At 42.0% G+C, this 12,961-nt stretch carries 15 protein-coding genes; 13 read left to right on the top strand and 2 right to left on the bottom strand.

Going from position 1 to position 12,961, the window contains the following annotated elements:
• Positions 1 to 11 precede the first annotated feature (11 nt).
• Positions 12 to 737 (bottom strand): glucosamine-6-phosphate deaminase, encoded by a 726-nt coding sequence (nagB, locus tag QNH29_RS25865; RefSeq protein ID WP_283862127.1) that lies wholly within the window; start codon positions 735 to 737, stop codon positions 12 to 14.
• A 4-nt stretch (positions 738 to 741) separates the two neighbouring features.
• Positions 742 to 1,920: an N-acetylglucosamine-6-phosphate deacetylase gene (gene nagA / locus QNH29_RS25860; RefSeq protein ID WP_481858845.1), complete on the bottom strand. Its 1,179-nt coding sequence runs from the start codon at positions 1,918 to 1,920 to the stop codon at positions 742 to 744.
• 265 nt (positions 1,921 to 2,185) lie between these two features.
• Here nagA and hprK point away from each other — a divergent pair, with 265 nt between their 5' ends.
• The 13 genes from hprK (at position 2,186) to hisIE (ending at position 12,927) form a co-directional block, all read left to right on the top strand.
• Positions 2,186 to 3,118, top strand: a complete 933-nt coding sequence (hprK, locus tag QNH29_RS25855) for an HPr(Ser) kinase/phosphatase (protein WP_283862125.1) — start codon at positions 2,186 to 2,188, stop codon at positions 3,116 to 3,118.
• A gap of 273 nt (positions 3,119 to 3,391) precedes the next feature.
• Complete coding sequence (gene lgt, locus QNH29_RS25850; RefSeq protein WP_283862124.1) at positions 3,392 to 4,222, top strand: prolipoprotein diacylglyceryl transferase; 831 nt, start codon at positions 3,392 to 3,394, stop codon at positions 4,220 to 4,222.
• 17 nt (positions 4,223 to 4,239) lie between these two features.
• Positions 4,240 to 5,193 (top strand): nucleoside recognition domain-containing protein, encoded by a 954-nt coding sequence (locus QNH29_RS25845; RefSeq protein WP_283862123.1) that lies wholly within the window; start codon positions 4,240 to 4,242, stop codon positions 5,191 to 5,193.
• On the top strand, positions 5,183 to 5,830 hold the full coding sequence (gene ppaX / locus QNH29_RS25840) for a pyrophosphatase PpaX (protein WP_283862122.1): 648 nt from the start codon (positions 5,183 to 5,185) through the stop codon (positions 5,828 to 5,830). Before QNH29_RS25845 ends, ppaX begins: the two co-directional genes overlap by 11 nt.
• Positions 5,831 to 5,832: 2 nt before the next feature.
• Positions 5,833 to 6,366 (top strand): acyltransferase, encoded by a 534-nt coding sequence (locus tag QNH29_RS25835; RefSeq protein WP_283862121.1) that lies wholly within the window; start codon positions 5,833 to 5,835, stop codon positions 6,364 to 6,366.
• Between the two features lie 155 nt (positions 6,367 to 6,521).
• Complete coding sequence (locus tag QNH29_RS25830; protein ID WP_283862120.1) at positions 6,522 to 7,685, top strand: ATP phosphoribosyltransferase regulatory subunit; 1,164 nt, start codon at positions 6,522 to 6,524, stop codon at positions 7,683 to 7,685.
• A 1-nt stretch (position 7,686) separates the two neighbouring features.
• Positions 7,687 to 8,325 carry an ATP phosphoribosyltransferase gene (gene hisG / locus QNH29_RS25825; RefSeq protein WP_283862119.1) on the top strand — a complete coding sequence of 213 codons (639 nt, stop codon included), beginning with the start codon at positions 7,687 to 7,689 and terminating at the stop codon, positions 8,323 to 8,325.
• A 1-nt stretch (position 8,326) separates the two neighbouring features.
• A complete protein-coding gene (gene hisD / locus QNH29_RS25820; RefSeq protein WP_283862118.1) occupies positions 8,327 to 9,598 on the top strand; it encodes a histidinol dehydrogenase in 1,272 nt (423 codons plus the stop codon).
• Between the two features lie 23 nt (positions 9,599 to 9,621).
• Positions 9,622 to 10,209: an imidazoleglycerol-phosphate dehydratase HisB gene (gene hisB / locus QNH29_RS25815; protein WP_283862117.1), complete on the top strand. Its 588-nt coding sequence runs from the start codon at positions 9,622 to 9,624 to the stop codon at positions 10,207 to 10,209.
• The gene (hisH, locus tag QNH29_RS25810) at positions 10,210 to 10,836 is read left to right on the top strand and encodes an imidazole glycerol phosphate synthase subunit HisH (protein ID WP_283862116.1); all 627 of its coding nucleotides are present in this window, start codon (positions 10,210 to 10,212) and stop codon (positions 10,834 to 10,836) included.
• The gene (gene hisA / locus QNH29_RS25805) at positions 10,833 to 11,555 is read left to right on the top strand and encodes a 1-(5-phosphoribosyl)-5-[(5-phosphoribosylamino)methylideneamino]imidazole-4-carboxamide isomerase (RefSeq protein ID WP_283862115.1); all 723 of its coding nucleotides are present in this window, start codon (positions 10,833 to 10,835) and stop codon (positions 11,553 to 11,555) included. Before hisH ends, hisA begins: the two co-directional genes overlap by 4 nt.
• Complete coding sequence (hisF, locus tag QNH29_RS25800; protein WP_283862114.1) at positions 11,552 to 12,313, top strand: imidazole glycerol phosphate synthase subunit HisF; 762 nt, start codon at positions 11,552 to 11,554, stop codon at positions 12,311 to 12,313. The genes hisA and hisF overlap by 4 nt, the downstream gene beginning before the upstream one ends.
• Positions 12,310 to 12,927 carry a bifunctional phosphoribosyl-AMP cyclohydrolase/phosphoribosyl-ATP diphosphatase HisIE gene (gene hisIE / locus QNH29_RS25795; protein WP_283862113.1) on the top strand — a complete coding sequence of 206 codons (618 nt, stop codon included), beginning with the start codon at positions 12,310 to 12,312 and terminating at the stop codon, positions 12,925 to 12,927. Before hisF ends, hisIE begins: the two co-directional genes overlap by 4 nt.
• The last annotated feature ends 34 nt before the right edge of the window (positions 12,928 to 12,961 follow it).

Here is a 12,961-nt window from a genome sequence, read left to right as displayed (position 1 = left end):
TGCGAAAAGTACTAGATATATTTTAACGCATCTTTATCAGCGATAACAGTGACATTTTGATGGTGCTTTAAGGCAGAAGCCGGGAAATCTTCGCTAATTTCTCCATTCATAAACTTGAGTAATGCTTCTGCTTTTTTTTCTCCAGAAACCAGCAGAAGAATTTCTCTGCTGTCTAATATCGAAGCGATGCCCATTGTTATGGCATGTGTCGGCACTTCTGCAAGAGAGTTGAAGAATCTAGAGTTTGCTTCTCTAGTATTTTCAGCTAGTGTGACGATATGTGTCCGGCTTGAAAAAGGAGTACCTGGTTCATTAAAACCTATATGTCCGTTTTGTCCAATGCCTAAAATTTGAAGGTCAACCCCGCCCAGCTCTTGTATTAGCTGTTCATAACGGATACATTCTTGTTCTAAATCACGGGCCGCCCCATTTGGTATATGAGTTTCATATTCGCTGATGTCTAAATGATTAAACAAATTCTGTCTCATAAAATAATGGTAGCTGTTTGGGTCATGTGCCTGCAGTCCGCTATACTCATCTAAATTTACCGATTTTACTTGTTTATAGGAGGTGCCGTTTTCCTGATGTTCCTTTATTAAGTACTTATAAAGTCCCTTAGGTGTGCTTCCAGTTGCCAATCCTAACGTAAGGCTTGGGTTAGATCGGATTTTATCAACAATAATTTTTCCGGCCTCTAAGCTCATCGCTTCATAATTTTCAGTACGAATTAGTTTCATGTCATTACCCCTTTTTATATGCTAGTTCTCCACGGCAAATCGTCATTTCAACTTGATATTCATTCGATAAGATTGTTATATCCGCATCTTTTCCTACCGAAATACTGCCTTTTCGATCATAGACGTTTAATTGTTTAGCAGGATTCACACTTGCCATTTGAACAGCCTCTGTTAGTGTAATCTCTGCGGCTTCCATTATATTTTTAATAGAATCGTTCATTTTTAAAATACTGCCAGCCAGTGTTCCGTCGGCTAGAAGTGCTTTTCCATCTGCAACCGAAACATCTTGTCCCCCAAGATCATAGACACCGTTTTTAAGGCACTTTGCCCTCATAGCGTCTGTTATCAAGATCATGCCCTCTGTTCCTTTCGCGTCGATGACAAACTTCATAACTTCAGGGTGTACATGAATTCCGTCTGCAATCAGTTCAACCATTAGCTCCTTAAAAATAAGAGCTGACCCCGCGACGCCTGGTTCACGGTGATGTATCCCGCGCATGCCATTAAACAAATGTGTCACTTGTTTTGCACCGGCCTGGACGGCTTTTTTCATTTCCTCGTAAACAGCATCGGTATGCCCAATGGAAGCAATAACCCCATTTTCATGCAAATAGCGGACAAAGTTTGTCCCATTCTCTAGTTCAGGAGCCACAGTTACTAGTTTAATACTGCCTTCAGCTAGTTCTTGCCAGGACTTAAATAATTCAATATCAGGATCGATAATGTATTCTTTCGGCTGTGCGCCGGCGCGTTTCTTATTAATAAAGGGACCCTCTAAATGAACACCGAGTACATCTGCTTGACCAGCATCATTATGACCTGTTAGATAATTGGCTGCATTTTTTAAGGCCTTTTCAATACTTTCGTGTTTTTGTGTGATGGTTGTTGCTAAAAAGCTGGTGGTGCCTTCGGCTGGGAGTGCTTTAGCCATTGTTTCCAACGCCTCAATGGTCGCATCCATCGTATCAGCACCTGCTGCTCCATGGATATGCACGTCTATAAAGCCTGGAACAACATGTTGGTCCTTTGCAATTTCAATTTTTTCTACATTATTTAAATGAGCAGGAAGGGCATGAATAGGACCAATCTCTTGAATTTTTCCATTCTCTATAAAGATATAGATTGATTCTGCCGCTTTATTTTCGAGTACTGCCTTGCCATGAACCATCAATAGTAGGCTCAACATCTTCATCTCCATTTCAAAGTATGACCTCTATGAAATATTATAGCTTTAACTGGTTTAGTTGTCTATACCAGTTGTGTACTGCACTATTATTTATTTTTCCGATAAAAAAAGATTATATGAAAACGAATAACCTTCTATTTGGTTATGAAAATAAATTAAATAGTGCTAAAATAAGAAGAAATTAAAACAAATTTTTACGATGATAACTGTCAAGCTGCCGCGCCAAGGGTGCTTTATGCTTTTCAGGTAAGGAGGAAAACTTTTGCCAAAGGTACGTACGAAGGATATTTATGAAAGATTCCAGCTGGAATTGATTAGCGGTGAAGAGGGAATAAATCGTCCGATTACGACAAGCGATATTTCAAGACCTGGAATTGAAATGGCAGGATATTTCGAATATTACCCTGCGGAACGAATTCAACTATTAGGAAAAACAGAGCTTTCCTTCTATTCAGAATTACCAGAACATGAACGTATCTCAAGAATGGAGCGTTTATGTACAGACATAACCCCTGCAATCATCGTTACTAGAGGTCTGGATATACCGCAAGAGCTTATTGAAGCCTCAGAGCGTGAATCTGTTCCAGTGCTGCGTTCAAACATGAAAACAACTCGGTTTTCAAGTCGTCTAACCAACTTCTTAGAAAGTAAACTCGCACCAACAACAGCTGTTCATGGAGTTTTAGTAGATATTTATGGAATTGGTGTTCTGATTACTGGAAAAAGCGGCGTTGGTAAAAGTGAAACAGCATTGGAGCTTGTTAAACGCGGGCACCGCCTGGTGGCTGATGACTGTGTTGAAATTCGTCAGGAAGACCAAGATACGCTTGTTGGAACCTCGCCAGATTTAATTGAGCATTTATTAGAGATCCGCGGTCTAGGCATCATTAATGTCATGACTCTTTTTGGCGCGGGTGCTGTACGCAGTAATAAGCGGATTACGATGGTCATCAACCTCGAAATCTGGGATGCTGCAAAGCAATACGACCGTCTTGGTTTAGATGAGGAAAAGATGAAAATTATTGATACAGACGTTACTAAGATTACAGTTCCCGTTCGTCCAGGGCGAAACCTTGCTGTCATCATTGAAGTAGCTGCAATGAATTATCGCTTAAAGAGAATGGGTGTAAATGCTGCGCAGCAATTTACAGAGCGTTTATCCGATGTCATTGAGGATGGAGACCATGAGGAATAATTTAATGGCTGTATTAATGGATACTGTTGAATTTAGAACCTGTTGATTGGAGTGGAAGGCGCTCGATCCTCGAAAATGCTATCGCATTTTCTTCGTGCGGTGCCTATTCGAGGAAGAAAATTCAATGTCCTGCGGGATGAACGAGCTGAGTGAGACCCCGCAGGTCGGAACGACGGAGGAGGCTCACGGGCGAGCCCGCGGAAAGCGTAGCGCCTGGAGCGCAAATCAACAGCCTATTCTAACACAGCCAAGTTCAATAAAAGGAGAAATCGTATGGAATCAACTATTCAGCCGCTTGATCCGATTGCATTTAGCTTAGGACCAATTCAAGTACACTGGTATGGCCTTATTATTGGCTGCGGCTTAGCATTGGCACTGTTTTTAGCTATTCGGGAAGGAGATAAGAGAGGACTTCCAAAGGATACGTTTGCGGATTTAATGCTTTGGGCAATTCCGATCGCTATCCTCTCCGCCCGTTTATATTATGTAATTTTTGAATGGGATTATTATACCGAGCACCCAGGACAAATCATTCAGATTTGGAATGGAGGAATTGCGATCCATGGAGCTTTAATTGGATCCGTTCTAACCACATATGTTTTTGCAAAAAAACGCGGAATTTCTTTTTGGAAAATTGCCGATATTGCTGCACCAAGTATTATTCTGGGTCAAGCCATCGGCCGATGGGGCAACTTCATGAATCAAGAAGCCCACGGAGGCGAAGTAACTAGAGCTTTCCTTGAAAATCTGCAGCTGCCTGAATTTATTATTAATCAAATGTATATAAATGGCGCTTATTATCATCCAACTTTTTTATATGAATCAGTTTGGAATATTTTAGGGTTTATTTTATTGATTTTACTCCGACGTGTAAACCTGCGCCGCGGAGAGCTATTCCTATCATATGTTATTTGGTACTCAATTGGCCGTTTCTTTATTGAAGGCTTAAGAACAGATAGTTTAATGCTTGGCGGTCTTCGCATGGCACAAACGATTTCCATTGCATTGATTCTCGGTGCTGTAATCATCATGATATACCGCCGAAAAAAGAATCTAGCAAAAGACAGATACTTAGATAAAAACAATCAAGCATTTACGCACTAGAAGGAGATTGTGGAGAAATGGTTGACTCGATAAAAAAGGGTTTTCAGGTGGGGATAAAAACAACATGGACCTTGGGGAAAATTATTTTTCCAGTAACCCTTATTGTAGCAGTGCTGCAGTATACACCTATCTTGCCTTGGGTAATTAAATTGATTGCGCCAATTATGAAGCTGTTTGGTTTGTCAGGAGACGCCGCAATTCCGCTGGTTTTGGGGAATTTCCTAAACCTATATGCTGCCATTGGTGCGATTTTAACACTTGATTTAACAGTGAAGGAAGTTTTTATATTAGCTGTTATGCTCTCATTTTCTCATAATTTAATTATTGAATCAGGCGTTGCTCTAAAGGTGGGTATTAAGCTTTGGCTTGTATTGGTTACACGTCTGGGACTTGCATTTGCCTCCGCAATCGTGATTAACCTTGTTTGGCATGGAGGAAGCGAAACCGCTCAATATGGTCTCATCCAGGCAAAGGCTGAGGAACAGATTACGGGAATAGGTGCGATCTTACTCACCGCAATTGAAAAAGCGGGACTTGGAATCCTCCAGTTAGCAATGATTGTTATTCCGCTGATGATTTTCATTCAAATCTTAAAGGATTTGCAATGGCTGAAGAAATTTTCTAATGGAATGTCTCCTATTACTCGGAGTCTTGGAATGCATGAAAATACTTCTACTACGATGGCAGCAGGCTTATTATTTGGGCTTGCCTACGGTGCAGGAGTGGTGATCCAGGCAGTGGAGGAAGATGGAGTTAGTAAAAAGGATTTAACACTCGCTTTTCTTTTTCTCATGGCCTGCCATGCGGTAGTGGAGGATACATTGATTTTTATTCCGCTGGGTATTCCAGTCTGGCCGCTGTTTTTAATCCGGCTGGGTGTAGCCATTATCTTAACTTTGATCGTTGGATTCATTTGGAAACGGTCAGGCATTTTGAGCAGAAAGGGAGCACAACCAACATATGAAAAGTAATATTACGACCATTTTATTTGATTTAGATGGAACATTAATTGATACGAATGATTTAATTATTTCTACTTATTTGCACACACTTGAAAAATACTATCCGGGCAAATATGGAAGGGAAGATGTCCTGCCTTTTTTAGGTCCAACCCTACATGAAGTTTTTGGGAATATGGATCCTGAGCGGGTTGAGGAAATGATCTTAGAATACCGCACTTACAACTTAGCGAATCATGATCTACTTGTAAAAGAATTTGTCGGCGTGATGGAAACGATCGAGACATTAAAGAAAAAAGGATATAAACTGGCAATCGTAACGACAAAACGTGAGGATGTTGCCTTTAAAGGACTTCGCTTGATGAAACTAGATCCCTTTTTTGATGTTATGATTGCTTACGATCACGTGAAAAAAGTGAAGCCAGATCCCGAACCAATCTTTTTGGCGCTTGAAAAGTTAGAATCAAAGCCAGAAGAAACCTTAATGGTGGGGGATAATTTTCACGATGTACTTGCCGGGAAAAATGCAGGTACGAAAACAGCGGGAGTTGCTTGGACGATTAAGGGAAGAGATTATCTGGCAAAATATGAACCAGATTACATGTTAGAGAACATGACGGATTTATTAACGATTCTCGGAGAGGAATAAGAATGAGGAATACGACCCGCTACCCTGTTGAAGGGGCTAACTCCTTATGGCATGTTTATAAAACCGTTCCTTTCTGGAAGGTGGTCAGGAATTTCATTTTCATCCAATTGGCACGTTATACTCCTTTTTTAGGAATGAAAAATTGGCTATACCGTACTTTTTTAGGACTTAAGGTCGGCGAGCAAACGTCCTTCGCGTTAATGGTGATGCTCGATGTAATGTTTCCTGAGAAAATCAGTGTCGGACGCAACACGGTCATTGGCTATAATACAACAATCCTTGCACATGAATATTTGATAAAAGAGTATCGTCTTGGTCCTGTTGATATTGGCAGTGAAGTGATGATTGGAGCGAATTCAACTATTCTGCCTGGCGTAACGATTGGTGACGGCGCCATCGTTTCTGCCGGAACACTCGTCCATAAAGATGTCCCAGCTGGTGCATTTGTCGGCGGCAACCCTATGCGGGTCATTTATACTAAAGAAGAAATGGAAAAACGATGGGCCGAAGACCCGATATATAGTAAAAATAAATAACGAATTATTGAGCTGGGGTGTTGTACCTGGCTTTTTTTTACATAATAAATGGGGAATAATCAGTTTTCAGTTGACGAAAATTTCCCAAAAAGGTAAACTTTAATTTATTAGCATATTAGCGAACTAAAGGATTCTGAAAATAAAGGATGATTGAAATGAGCCGTTTATTTATGTTTGAAAAGCCTTTAGGCATGAGAGATACGCTTCCGGAACTATATGAAAAAAAGCACCGTGTACGCACTTTTATGGAAGACGCCATCAAACAGTGGGGATATCAATTTATTGAAACACCTACCCTGGAATACTATGAAACCGTGGGAACAGCCTCTGCGATACTGGACTCGGAGCTTTTTAAATTACTCGATAAAGATGGACATACGCTTGTACTTAGGCCGGATATGACATCACCAATTGCCAGGGTGGCCGCTTCACGCCTGTTAGAGAACGATCTGCCGCTTCGCTTGGCCTATGCCGGAAATGTATACCGTGCACAGCAGCGAGAAGGCGGAAGACCCGCCGAGTTTGAGCAAATTGGTGTGGAATATATAAATGACGATACCGTTTCAAGCGACGGCGAGGTTATCGCCTTGCTTGTATCTTCGTTAAAAAAGGCAGGGCTGAGTCAATTTCAAGTTTCAGTAGGACATGTTGGCTTTGCACAGGAATTATTTAAGCAAATTTTAGGAACCAATGGACGTGCCAACGCACTCAGACGGTTTTTATATGAAAAGAACTTTGTTGGATATCGTGAGCAAGTGAACTCTTATTCGCTATCATCTATTGATAAAAAAAGGCTGCTGCAGCTGCTGGAATTAAGAGGCGGCGAAGAGGTAATTGGAAAGGCACTTGATATTGTTGAAGATGGCTATGGAAAAGAATCACTTCTACAGCTGAAGGAATTGTGGGAAGTAATCTCAGACTACGGTCTTAAGGACTATGTGAAATTTGATTTTACGATAGTCAGCCATATGAGTTATTATTCTGGGATTTTATTTGAGGTTTATGCCGGTAATGTCGGCTTTCCGATTGGGAATGGCGGCCGTTACGGGTTGATTGAGAAGTTTGGGAAACAGGCCAGTGCCACTGGTTTCGCGGTAAGGCTTGATAAACTGCTTGAGGCAATGGGTTCACTAGAAGTAACGAATACAGTTGAATGTATCTTTTTTAGCCAGGAACGGCGAAAGGAAGCCTTTCAATTGGCTGAAACCATGAAGGGTGAAGGAAAGAAAATTGTCCTGCAGGATATTAATGGTGTGAAGAATCTGGATGCATTTACGAAGAAGTTTGCCAATACCACCTTTCTAATTGGGGGGGCTTAAGATGAATACAAAACTAACAATTGCGATGCCGAAGGGCAGGATTTTTGAAGAAGCGTTGGAGTTATTGCGAAAAGCAGGATATTCACTGCCTCCTGAATTCGATGATTCGCGAAAATTAATCCTCGATGTTGACGCGGAGGACATGCGTTTTATTTTGGCAAAGCCGATGGATGTAGCTACATATGTGGAGCATGGGGTTGCGGATGTCGGTATAGCTGGTAAGGACGTATTACTTGAAGAAGAACGAGATGTATACGAATTGCTAGATTTAAGAATCAGTGCCTGCTACCTGGCTGTTGCCGGCCTGCCCGGGACGGCAATGAACGATGTGGCGCCAAAAGTGGCAACAAAATATCCTAATGTGGCTGCTGCATATTTCCGCGAGCAAGGTGAACAGGTCGAAATCATTAAATTAAATGGTTCAATTGAGCTTGCGCCATTAATCGGATTAGCAGATCGAATTGTCGATATTGTTTCCACGGGAAGAACGCTTGTTGAAAATGGGCTTGTTGAATATGAAAGAATTAAAGATGTTACATCAAGGCTTATCGTTAATCCTGTTAGTTACCGGATTAAGGACGAACGTATAAACGAATTAGTGACAAGGTTAAGCACAGTTGTCTCCTTGGAGGTAAAATAGTATGAAAATCGTAAAAGTGAATGACCTTGTTTCAATTAAACGTTCAATTGAATCGGGTACCACGGAACAGTTAGCTGTAGTTAAAGAGATCATTTCGGACATTCGGTCCTCAGGGGATAACGCCTTACGTGATTATACGGAAAAATTTGACCGGATAAAATTAGATTCCTTTTTGGTTACTGAAAGTGAAATAAATGAAGCCTATGGGAAAATAGATGCTGAATTTATCTCGATTGTTCGAGAAGCTGCTGATAATATTAGAAGATTTCATGAAAAACAATTGCGGCCTTCATGGATGACCACCGAAGAAAATGGCAGTATACTCGGCCAAAAAATAACACCGCTTGATTCTGTTGGAGTTTATGTCCCTGGAGGAACAGCGGCTTATCCATCTTCGGTACTGATGAATGTCATTCCTGCTCAAGTGGCTGGGGTGAGAAGAATTGTTATGGTATCACCACCAGACAGTGGGGGAAAACTTCCAGCAGCTGTACTTGTTGCTGCGAAGGAAGCCGGGGTGAAAGAAATCTATAAAGTAGGCGGAGCACAGGCCATTGGTGCTCTAGCATATGGAACAGAGTCGATCGCAGCTGTTGATAAAATTACAGGACCTGGCAATATCTTTGTCGCATTGGCTAAACGAGAGGTTTTCGGTGATGTTGATATCGATATGATTGCGGGGCCGAGTGAAATAGCGATTATTGCTGACGATACTGCCCGTGCAGATGAAGTCGCTGCTGACTTGTTATCACAAGCAGAACACGACCCGCGTGCATGCAGTGTCCTTGTTACTCCTTCTCCACAATTGGCTGAAGAAGTGGCGGCAGAAGTAGAGAAACAATTAGCCGAATTGCCTCGGAAGGATATAGCTTCGAAGTCAATTGCCGATTTTGGTGTCATTTATGTGACTTCATCCTTAGAGGAAGCTGTTGAAACAGTTAACCAGCTGGCACCAGAGCATCTTGAAATCTTAACTGAAAATGGGATCGAACTGCTTGGGAAAATCCGGCATGCAGGTGCTATTTTTATTGGGCGTTATAGTTCAGAACCAGTAGGTGATTATTTTGCAGGACCTAATCATGTCCTGCCAACCAATGGGACTGCACGTTTTTCAAGTCCATTGAATGTGGATGATTTTCAAAAAAAATCAAGTGTAGTTATATACAGTGAGAAAGCGTTAAAAGAAAATGGAGAAAAAATCGCTAAATTTGCCCGCATGGAAGGTCTAGAAGCACATGCGCGAGCAGTTGAGTTAAGGCTTAAAAATCAATAATATTTTAGCTAGGGGGCTCTTCCATGGAAAGATATGCAAGCATTGAACGAAAAACAAATGAAACCCAAATCAGTTTATCGCTGGATATAGATGGCGAAGGAAAATCCGAACTTGAAACAGGAGTTCCATTCATGAGCCACATGCTCGATTTGTTCACGAAACATGGACAATTTAACCTCACTGTTGATGCTAATGGGGATATCGAGGTAGATGATCATCATACTACAGAGGATATCGGAATTGTCTTAGGACAGGCATTACGAGAAGCACTCGGCGACAAAAGAGGAATTAAACGCTATGGAAATGCATTCGTTCCAATGGATGAGGCATTAGCACAAGTAGTGGTTGATCTGAGTAATCGACCGCACCTTGAAATGAGAGCTGAGTTCCCAAGTGCTAAGGTAGGTACGTTTGATACAGAGCTGGTTCATGAATTTTTATGGAAGCTTGCCCTTGAGGCTCGCATGAACCTTCATGTCATTGTTCATTACGGTCAAAATACACATCACATGATTGAGGCTGTTTTCAAAGCACTAGGCCGTGCGCTTGACGAAGCAACAACCATTGACCCTCGCATCAAAGGAGTTCCATCTACGAAAGGGATGTTATAGATGATTGGTATTGTCGATTATGGTATGGGTAATCTCTTTAGTGTCAGCAAGGCATTAGAGAGGTTGAATGCTGATTATTTTATTTCAGGTGATCGCGAAGAGCTTCTAAGCGCTGATGGATTATTACTTCCAGGCGTTGGTTCATTCCGGGACGCGATGGAAGTATTACAGGCAGACACCATCAAGGAGTTTGCAGCAAGTGGAAAACCACTTCTTGGGATATGCTTAGGTATGCAGCTATTGTTTGAAGATAGTGATGAAAATGGGTTTACGAAAGGTCTTGGTTTATTACCTGGTCATGTACGACGTTTTTCTGGCACAAATGCTTCAGGTGAGACATACAAAGTACCCCATATGGGCTGGAATAAACTTGAGTTTGTTAAATCATCACCGCTATTGGATGGTTTAGAAGAAGATTATGTTTATTTTGTTCATTCATACTATGTAAGTGCAGACAACTCGGAAGCACTGTTGGCAAAAGCCGATTATCATGAAGAAGTTTCTGCCGTTGTTGGCAAAGATAATATATTTGGAATGCAATTTCACCCTGAAAAAAGCAGCAAGCTTGGAATGGCACTGCTGAATAATTTTTTAAAATTGGTTGAGGAAAGGAAGGCAGTACGATGACACTTACAATTTATCCGGCAATTGATATGCGCGGCGGGAATTGCGTACGCCTCCTCCAAGGTGATTATGATAAGGAAACCATTTATGGCGATTCTCCTTTCGATATGGCGCGAGCGTTTGCGTCAGATGGAGCAGAATGGATACATATGGTTGATCTGGACGGCGCTAAGGATGGAAAAAGGGTTAATGATCGCTTCGTAATAGAAGCAGCTAAGCAGCTCAATGTAAATGTCCAAATTGGCGGGGGCATCCGTTCCGAAGAGGACATCCTTCATTATTTAGAAAATGGCATTACTCGTGTAATTATTGGGAGTATTGCTGTATCAAATCCTGAATTTGCGATTGACATGATTCAGAAGTACGGCAGGAAAATTGTTGTGGGGATTGATGCGAAAAATGGCTATGTTGCTACCCATGGCTGGCTGAATACTTCAGAAGTGAAAGCTGTTGAATTGAGCAAACGCTTTGCTGATAAGGGCGCGGAGACATTTATTTTTACTGACATTGCTACGGATGGTACCCTTTCTGGACCTAATATTGCTGCTGTATGTGAAATGGCTGAGGTTACGGGGAAAACTGTCATTGCGTCTGGCGGTGTGAGCAGTTTGGCAGATTTGCGCGCTCTTAATGCGGAAGGGGTTAGAGGAGCAATTGTTGGCAAGGCTCTTTATGAGAACCGTTTTACATTGAAAGAAGCGCTGGATGAGGTGGGAAAATGACATTAACAAAACGAATCATCCCGTGCCTTGATGTAAAAGAAGGGAGAGTTGTGAAGGGTATTCAGTTTGTTCAGCTCCGTGATGCTGGAGACCCTGTGGAATTGGCCAGATTTTATGATGAACAAGGAGCCGATGAACTGGTATTCCTTGATATTTCAGCCTCTGTTGAAGGGCGGAAAACTATGGTAGAAGTGGTTAAGGCGGTTGCTTCGGAGCTTGCCATTCCTTTTACAGTGGGAGGCGGAATTAATTCCTTGGAGGATATGAAACGAATTCTCCGTGCTGGAGCCGACAAGGTATCATTAAATACGGCTGCTGTAGTGAATCCTAAGCTTATTTCTGAGGGAGCCGGCTACTTTGGGACACAGTGTATTGTTGTCGCCATCGACGCGAAGTACGATGAAGAACTTGGAACATGGCGAGTATATACACATGGCGGCAGGACACCAACCGATCGAAAGGTCATTGAGTGGGCAAAAGAAGCAGCTGAATTAGGTGCAGGTGAAATTTTATTGACAAGCATGGATAGCGATGGCGAAAAAAATGGATTTGACCTGAAGCTGACTGCAGCAGTCAGTGAAGCAGTAACAATACCGGTGATTGCTTCAGGCGGTGCTGGAAACGCCGTTCATTTTGAGGAGGCGTTTGTAAATGGAAAGGCCGACGCAGCGCTTGCAGCTTCTATCTTCCATTATAAAGAAACTTCAGTTCATGAAGTAAAAAGTTATTTGCTAGAGAGAGGAGTGACGGTGCGATGAATATTCGATTTGATGAAAAAGGACTTGTGCCTGCCATTGTCCAGGATGCAGACACTAAAGAGGTATTAACGCTAGCATATATGAATCAGGAATCTCTGACCAAAACGCTGGAAACGGGGGAAACTTGGTTCTACAGCCGTTCTCGACAGGAGTTATGGCATAAAGGTGCAACGAGCGGTAACACTCAGTCTGTCATTAGTGTAAAATATGACTGTGACCAGGATGCAGTCCTTGTTCTCGTCCAGCCTAAAGGACCAGCCTGCCATACGGGAGCTGTCAGCTGCTTCACAGAAGGTATTGTTACAGAAAGAGCTGCTTCTAGTCTTGCAGACTACCAGATTTTGCAGTCATTAGAGAAATTGATAATCGAACGGGAAAAAGAACGCCCAGAGGGAGCATATACTACCTATCTATTTGAAAAAGGCGTCGATAAAATCCTGAAAAAGGTCGGTGAAGAGGCATCAGAAGTCATCATCGCCGCCAAAAACCGCGACAAAGAAGAACTCAAATGGGAAGCCGCCGACCTCCTCTACCACCTGCAAGTACTATTAGTGGAACAAGGCCTGCCATTTAAAGAAGTATTAAAAACATTAGAAGAAAGACATAAAAGATAAATTGAAATCACTTTGGTGCCTGTCACCGCTGCTG

This window comes from Neobacillus sp. DY30 (assembly GCF_030123065.1).
In the GTDB taxonomy this organism is placed as follows: Bacteria; Bacillota; Bacilli; order Bacillales; family Cytobacillaceae; genus Neobacillus.
The sequence above is the reverse complement of the archived record's forward strand: the minus strand, read 5'-3'. Positions and strand labels throughout refer to the sequence as shown.

Excerpts from the sequence above, each read along its gene's own strand:
- QNH29_RS25845 (WP_283862123.1), top strand. The coding sequence starts at position 4,240 with ATGGTTGACTCGATAAAAAAGGGTTTTCAGGTGGGGATAAAAACAACA.
- hisB (WP_283862117.1), top strand. The coding sequence starts at position 9,622 with ATGGAAAGATATGCAAGCATTGAACGAAAAACAAATGAAACCCAAATC.
- nagB (WP_283862127.1), bottom strand. The coding sequence starts at position 737 with ATGAAACTAATTCGTACTGAAAATTATGAAGCGATGAGCTTAGAGGCC.
- hisH (WP_283862116.1), top strand. The coding sequence starts at position 10,210 with ATGATTGGTATTGTCGATTATGGTATGGGTAATCTCTTTAGTGTCAGC.
- QNH29_RS25830 (WP_283862120.1), top strand. The coding sequence starts at position 6,522 with ATGAGCCGTTTATTTATGTTTGAAAAGCCTTTAGGCATGAGAGATACG.
- lgt (WP_283862124.1), top strand. The coding sequence starts at position 3,392 with ATGGAATCAACTATTCAGCCGCTTGATCCGATTGCATTTAGCTTAGGA.
- hisD (WP_283862118.1), top strand. The coding sequence starts at position 8,327 with ATGAAAATCGTAAAAGTGAATGACCTTGTTTCAATTAAACGTTCAATT.
- hisIE (WP_283862113.1), top strand. The coding sequence starts at position 12,310 with ATGAATATTCGATTTGATGAAAAAGGACTTGTGCCTGCCATTGTCCAG.
- hisF (WP_283862114.1), top strand. The coding sequence starts at position 11,552 with ATGACATTAACAAAACGAATCATCCCGTGCCTTGATGTAAAAGAAGGG.
- hisG (WP_283862119.1), top strand. The coding sequence starts at position 7,687 with ATGAATACAAAACTAACAATTGCGATGCCGAAGGGCAGGATTTTTGAA.
- QNH29_RS25835 (WP_283862121.1), top strand. The coding sequence starts at position 5,833 with ATGAGGAATACGACCCGCTACCCTGTTGAAGGGGCTAACTCCTTATGG.
- ppaX (WP_283862122.1), top strand. The coding sequence starts at position 5,183 with ATGAAAAGTAATATTACGACCATTTTATTTGATTTAGATGGAACATTA.
- hisA (WP_283862115.1), top strand. The coding sequence starts at position 10,833 with ATGACACTTACAATTTATCCGGCAATTGATATGCGCGGCGGGAATTGC.